The 21,263-nt window shown below is 44.5% G+C and carries 20 protein-coding genes and 1 other RNA gene; 6 read left to right on the forward strand and 15 right to left on the reverse strand.

Annotated features, from left to right (window positions below; all coding sequences use genetic code 11):
- Positions 1-5 precede the first annotated feature (5 nt).
- The 4 genes from VQ048_RS06775 to VQ048_RS06790 are packed head-to-tail and all read right to left on the reverse strand — an operon-like array spanning position 6 to position 2,832.
- Positions 6-617 carry an inorganic pyrophosphatase gene (locus VQ048_RS06775; protein WP_327610932.1) on the reverse strand — a complete coding sequence of 204 codons (612 nt, stop codon included), beginning with the start codon at positions 615-617 and terminating at the stop codon, positions 6-8.
- An 18-nt stretch (positions 618-635) separates the two neighbouring features.
- Positions 636-1,148, reverse strand: a complete 513-nt coding sequence (locus VQ048_RS06780; protein WP_327610933.1) for a DUF7935 family protein — start codon at positions 1,146-1,148, stop codon at positions 636-638.
- Between the two features lie 43 nt (positions 1,149-1,191).
- Positions 1,192-2,145: a hypothetical protein gene (locus tag VQ048_RS06785; protein WP_327610934.1), complete on the reverse strand. Its 954-nt coding sequence runs from the start codon at positions 2,143-2,145 to the stop codon at positions 1,192-1,194.
- A 21-nt stretch (positions 2,146-2,166) separates the two neighbouring features.
- Positions 2,167-2,832 carry an ABC transporter ATP-binding protein gene (locus tag VQ048_RS06790; protein WP_327610935.1) on the reverse strand — a complete coding sequence of 222 codons (666 nt, stop codon included), beginning with the start codon at positions 2,830-2,832 and terminating at the stop codon, positions 2,167-2,169.
- 119 nt (positions 2,833-2,951) lie between these two features.
- Here VQ048_RS06790 and VQ048_RS06795 point away from each other — a divergent pair, with 119 nt between their 5' ends.
- Entirely contained in the window at positions 2,952-3,473 is a 522-nt protein-coding gene (locus VQ048_RS06795; protein ID WP_327610936.1) for a hypothetical protein, read from the forward strand.
- A gap of 3 nt (positions 3,474-3,476) precedes the next feature.
- Here VQ048_RS06795 and VQ048_RS06800 read toward each other — a convergent pair whose 3' ends face one another.
- The 6 genes from VQ048_RS06800 to VQ048_RS06825 form a co-directional block, all read right to left on the reverse strand.
- A complete protein-coding gene (locus VQ048_RS06800) occupies positions 3,477-4,433 on the reverse strand; it encodes a L,D-transpeptidase (RefSeq protein ID WP_327610937.1) in 957 nt (318 codons plus the stop codon).
- A 390-nt stretch (positions 4,434-4,823) separates the two neighbouring features.
- On the reverse strand, positions 4,824-5,897 hold the full coding sequence (locus tag VQ048_RS06805; protein WP_327610938.1) for a DUF3810 domain-containing protein: 1,074 nt from the start codon (positions 5,895-5,897) through the stop codon (positions 4,824-4,826).
- Positions 5,891-6,844: an ROK family protein gene (locus tag VQ048_RS06810; RefSeq protein WP_327610939.1), complete on the reverse strand. Its 954-nt coding sequence runs from the start codon at positions 6,842-6,844 to the stop codon at positions 5,891-5,893. Before VQ048_RS06810 ends, VQ048_RS06805 begins: the two co-directional genes overlap by 7 nt.
- A gap of 4 nt (positions 6,845-6,848) precedes the next feature.
- Positions 6,849-8,114, reverse strand: a complete 1,266-nt coding sequence (locus VQ048_RS06815; RefSeq protein ID WP_327610940.1) for an MFS transporter — start codon at positions 8,112-8,114, stop codon at positions 6,849-6,851.
- An 89-nt stretch (positions 8,115-8,203) separates the two neighbouring features.
- Positions 8,204-8,926: a lysophospholipid acyltransferase family protein gene (locus VQ048_RS06820; protein ID WP_327610941.1), complete on the reverse strand. Its 723-nt coding sequence runs from the start codon at positions 8,924-8,926 to the stop codon at positions 8,204-8,206.
- A 43-nt stretch (positions 8,927-8,969) separates the two neighbouring features.
- Positions 8,970-9,431, reverse strand: a complete 462-nt coding sequence (locus VQ048_RS06825; RefSeq protein WP_327610942.1) for a GtrA family protein — start codon at positions 9,429-9,431, stop codon at positions 8,970-8,972.
- Positions 9,432-9,646: 215 nt separating this feature from the next.
- Between VQ048_RS06825 and VQ048_RS06830 the strand changes: the two genes are divergently transcribed.
- Both VQ048_RS06830 and VQ048_RS06835 read left to right on the forward strand, forming a co-directional pair.
- Positions 9,647-9,901: a hypothetical protein gene (locus VQ048_RS06830; RefSeq protein ID WP_327610943.1), complete on the forward strand. Its 255-nt coding sequence runs from the start codon at positions 9,647-9,649 to the stop codon at positions 9,899-9,901.
- A gap of 50 nt (positions 9,902-9,951) precedes the next feature.
- Positions 9,952-10,803 (forward strand): BadF/BadG/BcrA/BcrD ATPase family protein, encoded by an 852-nt coding sequence (locus VQ048_RS06835; RefSeq protein WP_327610944.1) that lies wholly within the window; start codon positions 9,952-9,954, stop codon positions 10,801-10,803.
- Positions 10,804-10,896: 93 nt separating this feature from the next.
- Here the strand turns inward: VQ048_RS06835 and VQ048_RS06840 are convergent, their stop codons facing one another.
- The 5 genes from VQ048_RS06840 to VQ048_RS06860 form a co-directional block, all read right to left on the reverse strand.
- Positions 10,897-13,410 carry a M1 family aminopeptidase gene (locus VQ048_RS06840; protein ID WP_327610945.1) on the reverse strand — a complete coding sequence of 838 codons (2,514 nt, stop codon included), beginning with the start codon at positions 13,408-13,410 and terminating at the stop codon, positions 10,897-10,899.
- A gap of 84 nt (positions 13,411-13,494) precedes the next feature.
- Positions 13,495-14,289, reverse strand: coding sequence for a thymidylate synthase (locus VQ048_RS06845; protein ID WP_327610946.1), 795 nt, complete (start codon positions 14,287-14,289; stop codon positions 13,495-13,497).
- A gap of 105 nt (positions 14,290-14,394) precedes the next feature.
- Positions 14,395-14,769: a response regulator gene (locus tag VQ048_RS06850; protein ID WP_327610947.1), complete on the reverse strand. Its 375-nt coding sequence runs from the start codon at positions 14,767-14,769 to the stop codon at positions 14,395-14,397.
- Complete coding sequence (locus VQ048_RS06855; protein WP_327610948.1) at positions 14,756-17,011, reverse strand: ATP-binding protein; 2,256 nt, start codon at positions 17,009-17,011, stop codon at positions 14,756-14,758. The genes VQ048_RS06850 and VQ048_RS06855 overlap by 14 nt, the downstream gene beginning before the upstream one ends.
- A 157-nt stretch (positions 17,012-17,168) precedes the next feature.
- Positions 17,169-18,497 (reverse strand): hydroxymethylglutaryl-CoA synthase family protein, encoded by a 1,329-nt coding sequence (locus VQ048_RS06860; protein WP_327610949.1) that lies wholly within the window; start codon positions 18,495-18,497, stop codon positions 17,169-17,171.
- A 160-nt stretch (positions 18,498-18,657) separates the two neighbouring features.
- On the opposite strand from VQ048_RS06860, the gene ssrA reads away from it, so the two are divergent.
- The 3 genes from ssrA (at position 18,658) to VQ048_RS06875 (ending at position 21,191) form a co-directional block, all read left to right on the forward strand.
- Positions 18,658-19,057: a transfer-messenger RNA gene (ssrA, locus tag VQ048_RS06865) on the forward strand.
- A gap of 309 nt (positions 19,058-19,366) precedes the next feature.
- Positions 19,367-20,386, forward strand: a complete 1,020-nt coding sequence (gene lpxK / locus VQ048_RS06870) for a tetraacyldisaccharide 4'-kinase (protein WP_327610950.1) — start codon at positions 19,367-19,369, stop codon at positions 20,384-20,386.
- A complete protein-coding gene (locus VQ048_RS06875; RefSeq protein ID WP_327610951.1) occupies positions 20,376-21,191 on the forward strand; it encodes a purine-nucleoside phosphorylase in 816 nt (271 codons plus the stop codon). Before lpxK ends, VQ048_RS06875 begins: the two co-directional genes overlap by 11 nt.
- The last annotated feature ends 72 nt before the right edge of the window (positions 21,192-21,263 follow it).

A 21,263-nucleotide genomic window follows, 5' to 3' on the forward strand; every position in this document is an offset into this window, starting at 1 on the left:
TCTCGTTAGCCTCCGAATTTGTCCGCATAATCCCGCTCAGACGCCTTAATGACCTGCTTGGCATGTTCTGCACCATAGACAGAATCTATTCGGCATTTTGCAGGCTCATCGGGAAGGTTTTTATACGTCAAAAAGTAATGCTTCAGACGCTTAACCTCCGCCTCCGGAAGTTCCGAAATATCTCTAACGTGACCAAAAGCATGATCTCCCACCATCACGGCCACAATTTTATCGTCCGCCTCTCCTTTGTCAATCATTTTAAACCCTCCGATAGGAATAGCCTCCATCAAAAGACCACCGGAGTGGATATTGTGCGAACTCAACACGCAGATGTCCAAAGGGTCATGGTCCCCCATTTCCACATCCGCCGAACCGTGCTCAATCGCCAGCTTCATCACCTCATTATGGCAATACGTCCTGGGAATAAAACCATAAAGCGCAGGAATGATATTGGAAAACTGCTGAGGACGATCCACCTTCAAGTAGCCGCTCTTCTTGTCCACTTCATACTTAATGGTATCGGAAGGAACTATTTCCACAAACACATTCACCACATTGGGCGATTTTTCTCCGGCAGGAATACCATGCCATGGATGAGCTTTAAAATTTGGAATCATTTTATTTTTTTTGGTTAATTAATTACTCAACAACAAGGCTTCTCTACGCAGCATTTCGATGGTTTGGGAAATATAATCTTCCCCCTCCAAATACGCCATAAGAAAAACCGTCTTAAAATCGGACAATTCGGCTTTTTCGCTAAGCCCCTCATAGGTACCATGAAGCAACTTCAACACCTCTTCCTTAGCCTGAAAAACCGACTGCCAAGACGACTTAGAAAGATAAATCTGCTGTGCCGCATTATAGGCAAACTCCTCGGAAATATTTTTTTCGATAAGAAAAACAAATTCGTGAGGTTCCAGGTTTTCATCAAAATTCTTTACCAAATGCGAAGGCTTTAACCGCTCCAAAAAAAGCGTCATCCGCTCGTAAGCCTGCAAGGTATTTTCGCCCCCCGACTTCAACGAAAGCATCTTCAATTCCTTTTCCTTCATCCTTATATAAGTGTGGACGAACTGCCGCCACAACAACAGGAAAGGAACCGCAATCGCCAAAGCGAATATGTAAGGAAGAAAATCCGAAAACGCCATTTTTTTCGTCCGTTTTAAACTAAGTCCGCAAAAATACTCAAAATTAATTTCTTGGAAAAAACTTACCCCAAAATTCCTTTACCCCCTTCGACTTACGCCTCCAATTCAGCCAACTCAAAAAACGTGAAATCAGCATTTCCAACCGCCCCTGAACCAAAACCGGATAGTGTTCTTCCACCGGAGAAAACCCCATAAAAAACGCTTTAACTCCCGGCAAAACACTCCCCTCAAAATCAAACACATACCGGGAAGAATACCGTTGAAGCACCCCATCAATCACCACACTTGCAGGTTGATAACCGCTATATTTTTTATCCGTGCAATTAATCAACATAACCTTACGGTTTCCGAGTTCGGCCAACACCACAACATTAACCAATGCCCCATCCACAAAACCACCAAAATAAGAAAGTCCTTTATACCCTCGTTCAAGCCTTTCCAAACCTTTCATCTGTTCTTCAAAAAGCCAATCGCCACCGCCAACCGTCCCAAGGTGTTGCCTTAAAAAATCAGAAGCTTGCCGATAGTCAATAAGCGCCACCAAAACCCGAGAAACATTTTTTCTTATTTTGTTGCGGCGCTGAGCTTTATACCCCTTAAAAAGCAAAGCATAATCCGATGGGCCAAGAATCAGGTTAAGTTTGGTCGCCTGTCCGAAATTATTGCGAGAATTAAAATGATAATGACGCACAAAAAAACGCTTCATCAAAACCAAAAAAAAACGCTGGGCCACCGTTTCCGCCAAAGGCTCAAACGAAAAAATCCCGAGTTGCTGACAAAATACTGGCATGTACACGATTTCCAAACCCCAAAATCGCTTCAACGGCAACGGCATAACCACCCCATAATCCGAAGTATGAAGCACCGCCCAGCCTTCCCCTATTAATCCGTCCAAAAAAGACGCCCGAGCATATTGCGCCACTTCCCCGCAAGCCCCAACGCACTCCTCGTAAGCCAAAACATCCAATTCCTTTCGGTATGTCAGCAATACCTCCAAAACTCCCCCGATTAAAAAAGACTAAAGCAGCATCCCGTCCTTCATCACCAACTTCCGATCGGTAATTTCCGCCAAAGAAGGATTATGGGTAATAATCACAAACGTTTGATTGTATTTGTCCCTTAAATCAAAAAACAAACGGTGCAAATCGTCCGCATTTTTAGAATCCAAATTCCCCGTAGGTTCGTCCGCAAAAATAATTTTCGGAGAATTAATCAAAGCCCGAGCCACCGCCACACGCTGAGCCTCTCCGCCCGACATTTCTCGGGGTTTATGGTGCAAACGTTCGGCAATATTAAGATCCTCGAACAAACGATAGGCTTTTTCGGTACTTTCCCTCTCGTTTTTCCCCGAAATCCGAGTCGGGAGCAACACGTTTTCCAACGCCGTAAACTCCGGCAAAAGCTGGTGAAACTGAAAAACAAAACCAATATTGTTGTTGCGAAACGCCGAAAGTTCACGATCGTTCATCTCAATGAACGATTGCCCGTCGATCGCAATGCTCGTCTGATGTTCTTTGGGAACCGAAGGCGTATCCAACGTCCCCAAAATCTGAAGCAAAGTGGATTTGCCCGCTCCGGATTCACCGACAATCGAAACCACCTCGCCTTCCTTGATATGGATATCCACCCCCTTCAAAACCTCCAAATCTCCGTAACGCTTATAAATATTTTTTGCTCTGATCATGACTTCAAAAGTAATAATTTTTTTTCATCCGCCCGCCCTTACCATCGCCGAAATTACAACAGAATCCCAAAAATCTCCATCTCAAAGATTTCATTAAATTTGCCAAAAATCAATGCGCCATGAAAGCCGAACAAAGCACTTTGGATAAAATAAGAAGCCGCCCAAGGTTCAAAATACAAACCGACCTTTCCCCCGAAGCCTACACGGCCGCACTTAAAAAATTCATCGACGAAAAAAGCGACGAATTTTCTGCCACCGCCCACTCGGAGCTTGCCACCATCGCCGTCAAAACCGAGCAAACCCCATTCTGGAAGCCCTATCTCTCCCTGCGCAGCAGCAGCGAAAACCATACAACCGTCATCCGGGGAGTCTTCGGGCCCAGTCCTTCGGTTTGGACTTTCTTCATGTTCCTTTATTTTGCGTTATTGGTTCTTTGGATGGTTTTAATCACCCTATGGTTCGTTGGCCGCCAAATCAAAAGCGAAGACTATCATTGGGCTCTGCCCGCCTCCTTCCTAACCGCAACTTTATTGCTTCTAACCTACATCGCCTCCAAAATAGGCCAACAAAAAGCCAAAAAAGAAATGGCAAAACTCCGCAAGTTTGCCATTGATTCCTCTTTAAAATTCGAGAAAAGATAAATTCTATTCGGTCGGCTTCATCGTACTCAGAACAATAGGCCCGCGTACCGTTTCAGCATTGCTCTGTTCTTTAAGAATTTCTTCCAAGTAAGGAGTAACCACAGCCGTTAAATCTTCTTCGGACGTATTGTTTGCCTTGGGATCGCCTGCCAATTTAAGCCAAGGTCTGTTTTTGAAAACCAAATCACCGTAAACAATCACAGGCGTCCCTTTCGCCTTAACCGAAGCCCCGCCCTCGGTCAACACCCAAGTATCCGCCCAAGAATACATCCATTTCGCATCCTCTTCCAAAAGACGCAAACAAGAATGCGACGCATGAAATCCCGGAAGATCGTATTGATGCCAAGCAATCCCACGGGTATTATGCAAATTGACATTCCAAGGCAACTTCCAATTGGAATTGGAAGTGCTAATAGCCAATTCTTTTTTCCAGTTAGCAAACATCAATCCCACCTTGGTCGGCGTGGCTTTTTTACCAAAGCTCGAAGGCCCCCACTTGATAAGTTTTCCCTCTTCATAAAGCGCGTAGGCATGTTTAGGATAAGAAAACAAAGCAATCTTTTTCACCGGCTTCAAGGCCTCCACCGAAGACGGAAACGGCGAGTAATCCAAAAAAGCTGTCCGAAATTCTTTAGGAACCACCAGCGTATCCGCCCGCCATTTATTCTTCTTATCCAAACGATTAAGCGCCAAAATAACATGCTGCTGCGCCTCGTCGTACTTTTCGTTAAACAAAGCCATCGCAGAATCCTTCCCTTTTTTCCCGGAAGGAAAAATGAAATAATCATAATGAACCAAAACCTTCTCCGGCTGAACTTCCTTTTTTACCAAAGAAGAATCCGCCACCGAAGGTTTACCGGCAGCCCCTTCCACGAAAGCCTCTTTCTGACAACCAACCCAAAAACCAGCCCCCAAAACCATCGCTCCCCATTTCAAATAATTCCGTAAAGTTATTTTCATAGTCATAAATCCGTTTGCTTCCTGACCTTTCAATAATAATACCAAAACAGTCAAAATAAGAAAATTCTCCGCAAAAAAAACCAAAATGCAAAAAAAAAAGAAAAATTATGGTTTTCAAACCAAATAAAGAAAAACAATAAACTATCCGCAACGCATCTGAAAAACCACGCCAAAACAATTACCAAAAAAAGCAATGCCACCCAATTATGGACGTTATTTTTATTTAGTCTTTCTAATCTTTTTTAGCGAAAAAGTTGCATCTTTAATAATTTAATTTTATTTTTACATCGTTTTTGAGACGCATAAGCGGATTAAAGGCAGTAAATTTTTTTTCATCATTTGTGTTTTTAGAATCGTATCGACAAGATGCGATTCTTTTTTATTAACAATTCAGGGGTTATCGGCGGCAGCAAATCCATAAATCTCGTAACGAAGAAGCAAATCCGTAAAATAATCATAAGTAACCAAACCCTCCTGACGGTTGGATTTTAAAAACCAATGATTAGCAAATGAAAAAAAAGCATCAGCCGGCCCCGAATGCCTAACCATAAACTCTTTTTCGTTTAGTCTATCCCTCTGCATGCCTTCGGAAAAAGCCTTCAGGCATTGTTCGACAAAAAAAGCATCCTCCGCCTGAATCGTCCGAAGTAAACTTTTAAGAGCAAAAAATTCCGCACTATACCTTAATTCCGGATTCCGCGAATTTCGCCCTATCAAAAAACCGATAAAATTAGCCTCTTGCTCTCTTGCATACCCCATCTGATGAGCCGTTTCATGCGCCATCGTCATGGGAATAAAAGAAGAAGGAAGAGAAGCATTATATTGGGCTTCCGCCGTAAAAGGATTATAATACCCCAAAATTCCCGTATAACTCATCAAAGAGCCGAACATACTCGGTTTGATTGACGAAGCAAGCCTCTCGCAGCGAAAAGGCACCGGCAATAACCTTTGATCTGAAAAAAGATGATGCTTCAAGGCAGAAATATCCCTCACAACAAAAACCCCTGCCCCGTCTTCCTGCACCTGCATTCGGGAGCGTTGGCATTTTTCCAGATAAATCAAAGCCAAACGTTTCGTCTGCTCCAAAGAAACTTTCTCATCCGAAAGAACAGAAGAAATCGGTCTTTGGAAATAAAGCAGTCCCCAAAACAATTGGTAAAAAAAATAAAAAATAACCGCTCCCTGCAATAACCTCACCCCGGAACGCTGCCGCCTACAAGAACGAAACAGCCCCCAAAAATGATAAACGAAAAACAAAACCGCCCCAATATAAAGCCCGTCGCCTACCGATAAATCGACCGAAGCAAACAGCGGTTGATGCACACTTCTCTGCCATTCGAACCATTTTCCGAAAAGCCTTACCGCCCCCTCGCTTTTGGAAAGCCCCCAAAAGAAAACAAATTGGGCAAGTAGTAAGCCTGCCCAAAACCTTCTTTTTTTAGTAAATGTTCTCGTTTTTACCATACCAACGCACTGGCGCCCAAAATGGCCGCATCCGCTTCTTTCAGCTCACTGAAAATAATTTTAACCTGATTTTTAAACACTTGAAGCAGATTATCCTCCATGGCCTGTCGTGTCGGTTTCATGATGAGATCTCCCGCTTTGGTCAACCCTCCGAAAAGAACAATCGCCTCAGGAGCCGAAAACAGCACAAACGTCGCTAAAGCTTCTCCCAAAATCCGCCCCGTAAACTCAAAAACCTCATTTGCCAAAGCGTCCCCTTGTTTAGCACAATGAAAAACCGTTTCGCTGGTCAGTTCGTCAATCGTATAACTCCTCAAAAGGCTGCTCACATCAGGGTTACTTTGAAGCAGTTCGATTGCCGTGTCCCGTAGCCCCGTAGCCGAAGCGTACGACTCCAACGAACCACGAAGTCCCGTCCCCTTATGAAGCCGACCGTTATGACGAACCACCACATGCCCCAATTCGCCCGCAAAACCGTTATGACCAATTACAATTTTTCCATTGATGACCACTCCACTTCCCACACCCGTACCCAAGGTAATCGTAATAAAATCGTTCATGTTTTTTGCCGCACCGTATTGCTGCTCGCCCACAGCGGCTGCATTGGCATCATTGGTCATCTTTACCGGCAGCCCGAATTCCTTCTCCAAAAGTTCCGCCATGGGGATAATTCCTTTCCATTTAAGATTAGCCGCATATTCTATCGTGCCTTTATAATAATTGGCATTCGGAGCCCCCATCCCAATACCTTGGAATGCCTGCGTCCCTCCATACGCTTCAATCATTGGTTTCAACTTGACACTGAGGCTTTCGATGAAATCGTGAACGCTCTCTTTATCGTTGGTTTTAATGCGATCCTGAACCAAAATCTCCCCCTCGCGGTTAACCACCCCGAATTTGGTATTGGTTCCTCCCACATCAATCCCAATGGCGTATTTCTTTTCCATAAACTTAATCTACTTTTAAATCTTTATTTATATTTTTACTTCCGACAAGCGCATAAAAAAGCATATAGGCAAGACAGCCCACAATAAGCCAGTAACTTTCGACGTAGCCGAATAAATCCGCAGACCAAGCCTGAATCGCAGGAATAATCCCCCCACCGCAAACCATAACCATAAAAATCCCGGAAGCCGCCGCCGTATATTTACCCAAACCTTCGGTTGCCAAATTGAAAATCCCACCCCACATTACCGAAGTGCAAAGCCCGCAAAGCACCAACAGCATAATACTAAGCGGCACCTTTGCCAAACCAAATGAAATATCCGACTGAAAAACAGGCATACTCACCAACTGATCCTTAGGCAGAACTATCGCCAAAACCACCAAAACCAAACCTAAAACCGAAACAAAAGCCAACATGCTTTTACTTGAAAATTTAGCTCCCAGCATTCCGCCTACCAAGCGCCCGATAAGCATAAGAAACCAATAAGTCCCCACCACAGTCCCTGCCGTGGTCGGACTGATTTGCAAATCGCCAGTCATGTATAAATTGGCAATATTGGGAATACCGACTTCTGTACCTACATAAACGAATATAGCCACTGCCCCAAGAATAAAATGACGGAAAGACAAAGGCCCTTGCGCCGATTTTTCGGTTACTTTATCCTTAACGATATGCGGCTCAGGAATGGGCATGCTCAAAAGCACCACGAAAGCCAAAGCAAAAATCCCCATAGCCAAAAACAAAGCCGGATTGGCATCCGAAATAGCCGCACGAGCCACATCCCCCATCAAATACCCAACCAATACGGGAACAATGGTAGCTCCCATGGAATTAAGCGCGCCTCCAAACTGCAAAAGCTGATTCCCACGCTTGCCTTCGCCTCCCAAAGTATTCAGCATGGGATTAACCACCGTATTCAACATACACATCGAAAAGCCGGAAACAAAAGCCCCCGTAAGGTATACCGGAAAACTACCAACCCGCCCCGAAAGCAACGTAATGCCTACTCCTGCAAATCCGACGGCAATAGCCACCAGTGCCGTTTTTTTGTAGCCGATTTTCTGAAGCATCAAACCCGCCGGAATCCCCATAAAAGCATAAGCGATAAAATTGGCCAAGTTTCCCAACTGGGAAAGAAAATTACTCGCCTGAAACTGGCTCTTCACAATCACACCCATCGGATTTTGCAAACCGGTTACGAATGCAATCATAAAGAACAAAGCAAACATCATTGCAATAGGCAAGGTATAATTTTTCTGTAAAGCTGTCATAGTTCTATTTTTTGCTCAACAAATATAAATTTATTTTCTTATTTCAAATCAAAAAAAGATTCCAGGATTTCGGGGAAAAACCACAAGCCTCACGCCTTACGAAGCGTAGCGGCAATCAAACGGTAAGCCTCGGATTTCAATGTCTCAGAGGGCAAATTCGGAGATAAAACAGCGTTAAAATAAACCTTAACCTTACCCGGAAATCCCTTACCATGATCAAAAGGAAACATCTCCTTCAATCCCACAAAAGTATAAACCGCAATGGGAAAACCGTGAGTTTCGGAAAGAATAAACGCCCCGTCCTTGAACCGATCCAGCATAATGGAAGTATCATCGGGAACACCGCCCTCGGGAAAAATGACGATATTTTGCCCCTGATTCATTTTTTTTGCCGCTTTACTGTAAACTTCCGCCCGGCTTTTGGGATCCTTGCGATCCACTAAAATGCAAATCCTTTTGTAAATAATATTAAAAATAGGGATTTTCGCCAATTCGGCTTTCCCAATAAAACAAATGGGATGCTCGGGATGCAATACGCACATGAGCATAACATCAATAATAGACGTATGATTGGCAATGAATATATAATGACCACCGGAGCGGATGGTCTCGGAAGTTTTTTTAACGAGCTCATAACGAAAGCCCATGCCATAAAACAAAACCAAACACCAAGCTCTAATGAAAAAATAAGCGTATTTAAAATGAGAGCCCTTAAAGGATAACAAAACCACAGGTATCCCGAAGATAATAGTCGAAGGAACGGCCAATAAAATAAACCATCCCCGCCAAAGGTAATTCAAAAATTTGCTCATTGATGGAGTTTTCGACGCCAAAAATAGGAATTTTAGCCCCAGTTTAGCCGTTAAAAATAAGTTTTTTCTTTACCGTATAGTTTAAAGCGGCCACCAATACGATGGCGGAAATTTTACTCAACATCTCCGAGCTGAACACAAAAAAGCCCAAATCAAAATACTCATCGCGAAATACCGTACCGTAAAAAAACTGGAAAAACACCAAGCTGAGAAGCGTAGAAATAACCGAAATAGCCATAAAATAGACAAATTCTTTTCGCTTGGAATGCTTCCCTCTGGAAAAAACAAACCAAATGCTGAAAAAATAATTGGATAAAATCCCCATACCGGTCGACAAAACATTACTCAATGGATAATGGATGCCGTACCAGTCGTATTCCCAATCCGTGATTTCAGGAAGGGTGATGCTTAACCATTTAAAAGAGCCAATCTCCAAGACCGCGCTCATTGCTCCGGCTAAGACAAAGAGAAAAAGTTGTTTTTGGGAAAGTAATAACTGCTTCATGACTAACGCCTGCAAAATTAATGGAAATGTTAAATAATACTAATTTTTAATGAAACAATTTGGTATATCAAAAAAAAGCCTAACTTTATTCTTCTGAAAAACAGAGAGTAAGATTCCTGATAAATCTACGTTGGCACCGTCGACACCCGTTCATTTATCTTGAGGCACCCGCTGGATCGAGCATCGTATTACTAAATGAAACAAAACGACAAGCCATGAAAACCACTAAACCCAAGTACAGAAAATTTCAATCTGACGAATCGCGCATTGAAGCCTTGAAAAAAAAGAGCCCTCGGTTCAAAAGGGTTTTTTCCGAATACCAAACCATGACCAACGAATTATGGAACCTGGAAACCAGCGAAGGCATTTCGGTTCCCGACGATTTCATTCTTTCCATCAAACAACAGACCGGCTACCTTGAAGACGAAATAGAAGACTGGCTAATGCAGGACAAGGAGCAAGAACAATAAATCTTTTTTGCCATTATTTTCCTATTTTAGCCCTTCCAAATTTTTAGAATATGATAGCGATTATCGATGGCGGTTCGACCAAGTGCGATTGGGTCATTTTAGAATCCGACGGAACGGCAAAATGCCAGATTTCCACCTTGGGTTTCAATCCCAATACAGCCGACCTAAACCTCGTTCATGACGAAATAGAAAAAAACGCGGCACTGGAACCTTTGAAAAACCATATCACCCGCTTGTTCTATTACGGAACGGGATGCGGAACCCTCGCAAACGTACAAAAAGTTGAAGAATTATTCCGAAAAATCTTCCCCCATGCGGAAATCCTCGTAAAGGAAGACTTAACGGCAGCAGCGTACGCCGCCTATAACGGGCAGCCGGCTATCGTATGCATCTTGGGAACGGGATCGAATGCGTGTTTTTTCGACGGCAAAACCGTAAGACGGGATCTGCCCTCGCTCGGCTTCTTAATCGGAGACGAAGGAAGTGGCAATGCTTTGGGCAAAGCGTTATTAAAACGTTTTTTCATGAAAAAACTTCCCAGCGATTTGGAGCTTGCATTTCAGGAAGCCTACGCCCTTACCATTGACGAAGCCCTGAAAAACATGTACCACAACCCTCGCGCTAACGCTTATTTGGGAGAATTCAACAAATTTGTCGCCGAACACAAATCGCATCCTTATTTTCAACACATGGTTTTCGAGGAAATGAAAAACTTTTTCAACTTTCAGGTACTGCCCTACCCCGAAGCCCATACGGCCGAAATTAATTTCATCGGCTTCGTGGCCTACCTGTATGAAGACGTACTGAGAGCCGCCGCTGCCGACCTTAATCTTCGGGTGGGACGCATCGTAAAAAAACCCATCGACAGCCTGGTGGATTATCACAAAAAGTACATTTTGTAAAAATCCGCTCGCTGATTCCATTAAAAAAGTATGAAAACAAAAAGGCTGATTCGTAACGAATCAGCCTTTTATTACTTTGCAGTCTGCCCTATTTTACTTTCCGTAAGCTTCAATGGCTTTGTTAAGTGCTTCAATTTGCTGGTTTATGGTAGGGCTTTTAGGATTTTCTCTCAGCACCTGCATCTTCTGCGCCAATCCATCCTTCAAAACCTGAAGCAAAATCATCTTCGCCTGAGGATTTTCCGCCAACTGACTTTTCACCATGGTGAGAACCTTCGCTACTTTTTGCGTCGCTTTCGGGCTATCCGTTCCCATAATCCAACGGAACCCTTTCTCCCCCACGTCTCCCATCTTGGGATCTAAAAACTTCATGAAAGGATAAAAAGCCACCGTTTCCGCAATAGCCGGCATATGTTTTTCAATCTTATTATCCACAATAATAGGTAATAACGCCGATATCGCCTCTTCACTGGCTCCGCTCAAATCCATAGACTCCGCCAACTGAACCACCCTCGCCGGATTAATCTCCGCCATAGCCGCTATGGCCGAACTTTTAACCGAATTAGAAACCGAACCAATGCCTTTTTCGTATAATGGAAGGTATTTGGCGTTTTTCGTCTTAGCCAGCGCCATAATCGCCGCCGCCTGAACCAGTGTTTTAGGATCATTGGACGCCAATTTTTCTACCTCAGCCAAAGCCAATTTAGCCGTATTAGGCTTGGATAAATCCAATATTTTCAAAGCCTCCATACGGATGTAATGATTAGAATCCTTCAACGCCAAAACCAATAACCTTAAAGCCGATTCATCCAAAGAAGCCACTTCAGCAACTCCCGTTACCGCCTCCCATCGCCCCTGAAAGTCCTTACTGTTTTGATACTGCATAAGATACTGGTTCGACACTTTGTCCTCAACAATTTCCGCCAACAAAACCCCGTCCGCATTAAGGTGAACCAAATCGGGAGATTTCCCAGAAGGCAATCTAAATTCATTCTGAGATTTCGCATCAACCCAAACCGAACGACGCTGAGGCTTACCGTTATCGTAAACATCCACCGTCAACGGAAACTGAAAATAACCACCCAACTGACTCTGCGTCACAGACAAAATCACTTCCTTCTTCACCGGTTCGTACGTATAAGTATAGCTGAGTTTCGGGTGCCCCGCCCCAAAAAACCACTGGTTGAAGAACCAATTAAGATCCTTACCGCTTACTTTCTCCAAAGCCAAACGCAAATCGTGCGCTTCCGCTGTTCCATACGCGTGCGTTTTCAAATAATGGCTAAGCCCCGCAAAAAAGGCTTCGTCCCCAAGATAATGACGCAACATATGAAGAATAGATCCTCCCTTATTGTAAGAAACCGCATCAAACATATCCTCGCGAGAGTGATAGTTGAAACGAACCAAATCTTTAGAAATATTAGCCGGATCCATAAAATAGCCGTCCCTCGCTTTCTTTAGCGTATAGCCAGCTTCATCCTTGCCGTATTTATGCTCGTTCCACAAATACTCCGAATAATTCGCAAACGATTCGTTAACGGTAAGGTTACTCCAGCTCTCCGTCGTCACCAAATCCCCAAACCAATGATGAAAAAGCTCGTGAGCCACCACGTCTTCCCAACCGTTACGGTCAATCAAATCCCCAGGTTTTTGCTGTGCCTGCTCGGCATGAAGCACCGCCGTGGTATTTTCCATCGCTCCACTCACATAATCCCTCGCCGTCATTTGAGCGTACTTATTCCACGGGTAATCGTAATTCAGCAACTTCGAAAAAAATTCCATCATCGCCGGCGTATCCCCAAAAATCTGCTTCGCATACGGTTCATACTCCTTCTCCACATAATAATCCAAAGCAATATTACGCCAACGGTCTTTCACGACAGCATAGTCCCCAACCCCCATGAAGAAAAGGTAAGGCGCATGCTTTTGATCCATCACCCAATAATCCGTCCTAAGCCCTCCCGCTTCTTTTTTGGAAGATTTCAGTTCCCCATTGGAAAGCGTCACATACTGCTCCGGAACCGTCATGTAAATCTCCTGAGTGGTTTTCTGGTTGGGTTTGTCAATGGTAGGAAACCAAGCCGAAGAAGCCTCGGTCTCCCCCTGCGTCCAAATTTGACGAGGTTTGTCGGGATCCGTCCCTTTAGCATTGATGAAATAAAGCCCCTTGGCATCCGAAATAGCAGCACTTCCTTTTTGCTTCACCTCATTGGGACGCGCCGTATACTTTACATAAACCGTATAATCCTGATTCCTTTGGTACACTTTATCCAAAGTAATCTTCAACTGGTCGTCCGAATAATCGTACTTCAAAGGAGAGCGTCCCCCTTTCCGATCCAAAGCCACCTCATGAATCAGCATCCCCTTGGCATCCAACACCAAAGAATCGGAAGGATAAAAATACGGAGCCGCCGTAATCCAAGCCTCTCCGCCCATCTGCTCTTTGTCATAATCGAACTGAACTTTTAGTTTGGTATGTTTCAGTTCCGTCCATTTGGCGGGAGTAGCTCGATAAACCGTCTCCCGACCCGAAGTTTCCGTCTGCGCCCAAGCATTCCCCGTAAAGAAAAGCCCCATAAGCGAAACAGAAATCAAAATCTTTTTCATTCTCTTTATTGTTTTGGTATTATCTAAAATCTGAACAGAAAGAACCTGTCCCCTGCTACGTCACTCCTTAAACTACGCCCCTCCTTAAACCGCCACCGGAGCTTTAATGCCCGGATAAGGTTCGTACCCTTCCAAAGTAAAGTCTTCGTATTCAAACGAAAACAAATCCTTCACTTCCGGATTCAAATGCATTTTAGGCAACGCCCTAGGCACCCGAGACAACTGCCGCTCCACCTGTTCAAAATGATTATTGTAAATATGAACATCGCCAAAGGTATGAACATAGTCTCCCACCTCAAGCCCGCAAACCTGCGCCACCATCATCGTCAGCAAGGCATAACTCGCAATATTGAAAGGAACCCCCAAAAATACATCGGCACTTCGCTGATACAACTGAAGGGAAAGCCGCCCCTGCGAAACATAAAACTGAAACATCGCATGGCAAGGCGCCAAAGCCATCGACGGAATTTCCGAAGCATTCCAAGCCGAAACAAGCAAACGTCGAGAGTCCGGATTACGCTTAATTTGATCCACCACTTCAGCCATCTGATCCACCACCTTACCGTCCGCACCGCGCCAACTGCGCCACTGTGCCCCATAAACCGGACCCAAATCGCCATTTTCATCCGCCCATTCGTCCCAAATGCTCACCCCATGATCGTTAAGGTAACGGATATTGGTATCCCCCTTCAAAAACCACAAAAGTTCATAAATAATCGATTTGAGATGAACCTTCTTCGTAGTAACCAAAGGAAAACCCTCGGACAAATCGTAACGAAGCTGGTAACCGAAAACACTACGTGTCCCCGTCCCCGTACGATCGGTCTTATCACTCCCGTGGTTCAAAATATGGCGTAAAAGATCATGGTAATTCTGCATTTTTTAATCTCGTAAATGGATAAAGCGCTCAAATTTACCAAATATTTCGACGCTATCCCCCAACAACCATCAAAAAAAAGAAAAATACCTTTCGCTCTCCCTCCCTTATGCACAACAAATCAAACGACGGATTTCGCCCACGACTTGGTCAAAATCAAAAGGTTTAGGAATAAAACGAACCGCACCCGAATCCAACGCACTGTTTTTCAACTCCCGATTAGCCGACATCATCACCACCGGAAGATCCTTCAACAAGTCGTTCGACTTAATTTTTCTGCAAAAATTACGCCCATCGCCATCAGGAAAAGACACATCAAGAAGAATTAAATCATGCGAAGAAATAAACCCTTCTTTTTGTTCCAAACCACGAATGCGATCCTGAACATTCACCTCAAAACCTTCGTCATCCAAAAGAATCCTAAGGCTCTCCAAAACCGTTTCGTTATCGTCGACCACCAATATTTTCTTAGTATGTTTCATCTGTATTATTTCGATTTCCAGGTATAATAAAACAAAAATCAGACCCTTTGCCCAACTCGCTGGACACCTTGAGTTCGCCACCACTTCCCTTCACTATTTCCGAAGAAATATAAAGCCCCAAACCCAAACCTTCGAAAGACCGCTCGTGCTCCTGATCCGCCCGATAAAACTGATCGAAAACCCGCGCCAAACGCTCAGGCGAAATCCCGATTCCGAAGTCCTTCACATTAAAAACAACCTGACCGTCCTCCAACAAAGCCGTGGAAACCACCACCTCATCCGCCTCAGGAGAATACTTCACCGCATTGGAAATAAAGTTAATCATCACCTGCGCCAAACGATCCCTATCGGCCACCACTTCCCCAACAGCTCCTTTATCAAACAAAATCCGATGCGTCCCCCACTGAAACTGCTGGCAAACCTCTTCCACCAAAGCATCAAAATCAAACGCTTCCTCCTTGAATACAAGCTGCCCGTTTTGAATTCGGGTCACATCCAACAAATCCTGAACCAAGCCCGTCAAACGGTCCACCTGCCCCTGCATTTTCCGAGTGTATTCTGCTCCCTTTTCGTCCCCCTGCTTCTCAAAACCTCGCTCCAAAACTTGTGCATAAAGCTTAATGCTGGTAAGAGGCGTTTTAAGTTCATGGCTGGCAATCCCCAAAAAATCGTCCTTCATTTTCTGTTCCATTTTCATGTCGTGAATGTCAGAACAAATCCCCATCCAAGAAACAATACGCCCGCGCTTCTTCTTCACCGGAAGCCCCCGAATAAGAAACCACCGATAGTTCTCCCCCTCATCCACCACTCGCATACGGCACTGAACCTCAAACTCCAATCCGTTAAAAGCACTTTCCTCCCATTTTTCTTTAAACACTTCCAAATCGTCAGGATGAACCTTATCCCACAACAACACCTCGTCGATTTCCGACGGAACCAACCCTAACCGCTTTTTCCCTCTATTATTAACATAATCCACCACCCCTCTACCGTCAGTCGTCCAAACCACCAAAGGCACATGATCCGCCAAATTCACAAAAGTATTCCGACTGTGCATCAACTCCTCCCTGAGTTTAACCTCCTTCGTTACGTCATACCCCGCCATGATAACCTCCCTCTCCCCATCGTGCAAATCAATAGTATTAAAACTATAATTAAGATACTTCGTCTCGCCCGTAGAAGGAATATCAATCTCGACTTCCTTCAAAGTTGCCCGCTCCCCCGTTTCGTAACAACGTTTCATCGTCTCGTACAGCAAGTGATCCTCCAATTCGGGATAAACCGCCAAAACCGGTTTTTCAAGCCGCCAATCGTCGTCCTTTCGCTTCCACAAACGAGACGTTACTTCATTGGAAATCTTAATCACTAAATCCTCCCCCCGAAGCACACTAACCGCCATGGGCAGCCCATGAAGCACTTCACGCAAATGCCTTTCCTGAGCTTCCACCCAACGACGCTCCTTCACCCGATCCGTCACATCAACCCCCATGTTAAGCACTCCATAAATCCGACCAAACGTATCCCGTATCGGCTTGTAAAACAAATCGTAATAAAACGTATGAAGCCTACCGTCGTAATCAAAATCCACCTTCGATTCCGGCATCTTGCACACCTTCCCCGTACGGTAAACCTCCTTTATAATAGCCAAAAAAGGCTGACCCTCCAACTCAGGAAGCGCCTCCTCCAACTTCATCCCAACCACTTCGTAAGGCTTCCCCCAGGCCTCTCTCGCCTTCTTATTAATGATGTCCACCACCAAATCTTCGCCCCTGAAAAACACCGCAGGAACCTCCGATTCCATAATGATATTGCGACAAAGAAACTCCATTTCCTTCAAATCGCTCTGAGCTTCCACGCGGTCCGTCACATTATTGGTCATCATACTAACCCCGACCACCGCCCCAAAAGCATTCCTCATAGGAGCAAAAGTGTAATCGAAATAACAATCCTTCCCAAAGCAATCCAAAGCAACCTTCTGATTAGAGCAGCGGTAAACCTCCCCCGTAGTATAAACCTTCTGTAAAATTTCAGGAACCTCCGTTCCCGCAAAAGCCGCCTGAATTTCCCATAACGAACGTCCTTTCCATTGCGAGCCTATCCCCAAATCCTTAATAAAAATCCCATTGGCCACCTCCAAATGCATCGCCTCTCCACGAAGCATCGCCATTCCTGAAGGAATCTGCTCAAACAGAGCAAGAACATCTTCCTGACTTACACCATAATCGGCTAAATAATTTTTCATCTCAATCAAAGAAAAATAGAAACGTAAATTTATAAAACTACCTATCCAATAAAATTACAGGATTCAAAAACTTCTTTACGACATTCATACTTTCGGAAACTCGAAAATAAAAAAACGGGAGAATTCTCCCGTCACTAAAAAACCTTCAAAAAACATCTCATTTCCGGACATAATACCGCGCTCCTTTCAAAACGGGATTTTCAGCCTCGATAAAATCAAGCCCAAACCCTTTATAATTAGGATTTACCGATGTTTCCATCTGTTTACGATGGAGCCTTTCGTACGTAACAAAATCAATGGGAGTCCTTTTATCCAAAGTTTCAAAAAGATTCCACTTGGAAACCACTTCCCTCCAGGATGAACCCACCCTTCCCGAAAACACTTTGGACTTCGAACCACTACCGTAAGCCAAAAAACCAATTTTTTGACCTTCCAAAGCCTCCCCGCTATCCAAAGCCACCTGTAAAGCAGATAACAACGCCATAAAAATAGACGCCGTATACATATTCCCGATAAGCGACGAAGCTCTTTGCGAAGGCTCTATTTTCGAATCAACCAATGCACGGTACGATTCACTTTTAGCCACTTCTTTCAACTCTTCCGGCGTAGCGCAGGGCCAACCTTTCTCCATCGCATAAATTTCCGTAAACACACGCTTCCCATGAAAGGCATACGGCAAATGAAAAATAAGATAACGCCAAGATTCAAACGGACAATCCTGCCCACTCAACTGTTTATACTGCCCGTAAGCCTCACGAATACGATCCTGATAACATTGATTGGAATACTGCCCGTCAAAAACAGGTTCGTCCGAAAACACCTCGATCCGATCCGGCATTTCCGGAGAAGCCTTCGCCCAATCCGATTTAGCCGTCAGGCGTCTCGGTTTAAAAAAATCAAACACACTCTCCATCGAAACCCCAAAAACAGAATCGACAGCCATCAGTTTAGGCGTATCCGAAATCAACAAAGCCACCGCTCCGCCCCCTTGGGTATATTCCCCCGAGCTCCCCAATTCATACTTGGCATAATCCGAAGCAATAACCACCGCTTTCCGCCCCGGATTCGCCCTGCAATAATCCAAACTATTTTGCAATGCATCCACCGCCCCAATGCAAGCAAACGTCATGTCAAGCGCATCACAATACTTAAAACAGCGCTCACCGTATTTCTCAGCCAAAACAGCCTCCACCATCTGAACCGCATAGGTTGCCGTAGGTTTAGCCGCATCCAAAGCGCTCTCCGTACCCAAATAAACCCGTCCAATATCCGAAGGATCAACCGCATAATCTTCCATAAGCCTCAACAAAGCCTCCGCCGCAAAAGTCGCCGCATCCTCATGCACATCCGCCACCGCCATCCGACGAAGCCCCAAACCTTTTTCCAATTTAACGGGATCAATATAGCGTGCTTCTGCCAACGCCCCTATTTCCAAGTACAAAGAAGGGACGTAATACCCTGCCGCTTCAATTCCAAAACTCGTCATAACATTAAAATTTTCCATGCAAAATTAACAATTACCGAAAAGCAAAACGGATTAAATGCCAAAATTCACCCCCTTCCAACTAATCTTTTTTTCACAAACCTCAGCAAACCCTTCATCAAAATAAAAAAAAACAATTATCTTTGCATCCTTATCCAACATTGGGGCTGACCGGTTTCGACAGCAAGACCAATGGGTAAGTAAGCATGCAGAGAACCGCAGCGCGATCTCTATAATCCCTTGCTGCAAATTATAACTGGCAACGAAGAGTATGCTCTTGCTGCTTAATCCGAAGTATAGTAAGATTAGCGTTTTTCCCGAAGTATAGTAAGGAAACAAGATGTCTCACCAGAGTTCGGTTCTGCGACGCTGGAGTCTGAGGCATAGGAAATGCAGAAATAAGCCCCGAAAAACTTCGGTTCAGGGACGAAAACCAAAGAAGATAAGCCGTAGATTGGGCGTCTGCTCTCTGTCTGCGGTCGAAAACCAAAAGCAGAATAAGCATGTAGAAAGCTTGCGTATTGCTTGTTTGGACGAGAGTTCGAATCTCTCCAGCTCCACAAAACAACCTGAAAAAACAATACTTTGAATTTTCAGGAATCAAAAACCCAAAAGAGACTGCCTCAAAAAAAGAGCAGTCTCTTTCATTTTAACCCTTTCCCACATCCCCTTAGTCATCTCTCCAAGCTAAAAACTATTCAAAATCAAAAACCTAAAAACTCGGACTTTCAAGTAAATTTTAAAGCCGCCCACAAAAGGCAACACGCCTATCTGTCTGTTTTTGAAATCCTTTGGTTTTTCGTTTTTTTAACCACCATAAAATCCCTCTTATCGCCCTCAAAAACAAACGAAATTTCTTATTTTTGCACCCTATGAAAAGATGGTATCTCTACCCTTTTGCTTTGTTGTATGGTTTGGGTTCCGGCGTTCGGAATCTGATGTATTCGATAGGACTATTCCGATCCACCGGGTTCCGCACCCCTGTCATCAACGTCGGAAATCTTTCCGTGGGAGGAAGCGGAAAATCCCCCATGGTCATGCATTTGGCCGAACTCCTTTCTAAAAATTACAGAACCGGCGTCCTTTCAAGAGGCTACGGCCGGCAAACCAAAGGCTACGGCATCACCAACTACGAAAGCAGCTACAAAACCGTAGGCGACGAAGCCATGCAGCTCTTTGAACGCTTCAAAAATCGCTTTGTCATCGGGGTAGCCGAAAAACGCGTCCCCGGAGCAAAAAAAATGATCGCCGACATGGACTTGGAGGTTCTCATCTTGGATGACGCCATGCAGCATCGAGCCATAAAAGCAGGATTGAATATCCTAATGACCGACTACAACGACCCTTACTTTAAAGACCATCTTCTTCCCGCAGGAAATTTGCGGGAAAGCCGGAGTGGAGCCAAAAGAGCCCAAATCATCATGGTCTCCAAATGCCCCGATGATTTAACCGAAGAGAAAAAACAATATTTCATCTCCCGGATTAAACCTCTCCATTACCAAAAAGTCTTTTTCTCCTCCATCAGCTACGACGAGCACGTCTATAGCAAGGACAAAAAATTACCCGACAACAATTTGGCTTATTACGATATTCTTTTAATCACCGGAATAGCCAACCCTGCCCCTCTGCTAAACCATCTGTCCAAATTTTCCCAACGGGTGAAGCACCTTAAATTTCGGGATCATCACAACTTCACGGAGCAGGATCTGAAAAACATCATGCAGGAATATAAAAAGCTGGGCGAGTACAAACTCATCCTAACCACGGAGAAAGATTACGTCCGATTGAAAGCCTTTGATTACATGAAAGAAAAAGTGTACTACTGGCCTATTAACATCACCATTGACAAACAAGAAGAGTTTAACCAAATCATTACCGACTATGTTAAATAAAATAAAAGAAACCGCTTCATTCATTCAAAACATCCTGAAGGAAACGCCTGATTTTGCCATCATTTTGGGTTCGGGATTAGGAGCACTAAAAGACGAAGTGGAAGCCATCCACACCCTGGAATACCAAGACATTCCCAATTTTCCTCAAACCACGGTTGTTGGCCACGGAGGAAAGCTCATCTATGGTACTTTGGAAGGCAAAAAAGTTCTTCTCATGAGTGGTCGTTTCCATTATTACGAAGGACACGACATCCAGACCGTTACTTTTCCGGTGAGGGTCTTCCATCTTTTGGGCATCAAAAAACTTATCGTTTCCAATGCTGCCGGCGGAGTTAATCCCGATTTCAAAGTCGCCGACATCATGCTGATTAACGACCACATCAACCTGATGCCGGAACACCCCTTGAGAGGACGAAACCTCGACGAACTAGGCCCTCGCTTCGTTGACATGAGCGAACCTTACAGCAAAACCATGCTGAACAATGCCCTAGAAACCGCCCAAGAAGAAAATATTCCCGTTCATCAGGGAGTCTACCTTGCCCTGCAAGGCCCTACCTTCGAAACCCCTGCCGAATACGGCATGGTTCGCGCTCTAGGCGGCGATGCCGTGGGCATGAGCACCGTCCCCGAAGTGATCGTGGCCAAACACCAAGGCATGGACTGCTTCGGGCTTTCCATCATCACCGATTTGGGCGGACCAGATATCGCCTTCGCTGTTTCTCACGATGAAGTGCTTCAGGCTGCAAACAAAGCCATGCCCGGCGTAATAAAAATCGTAAAAGGAGTGATTCGGAAAACCTCTTAATCCCCCAACCACTTACGAAAAAATCGCTATTTCAAAAGAAGTAGCGATTTTTTATAAATCAATTCAGCCGGT

Source organism: Bergeyella anatis, assembly GCF_036016955.1.
Taxonomy (GTDB): Bacteria; Bacteroidota; Bacteroidia; order Flavobacteriales; family Weeksellaceae; genus JAYWXI01.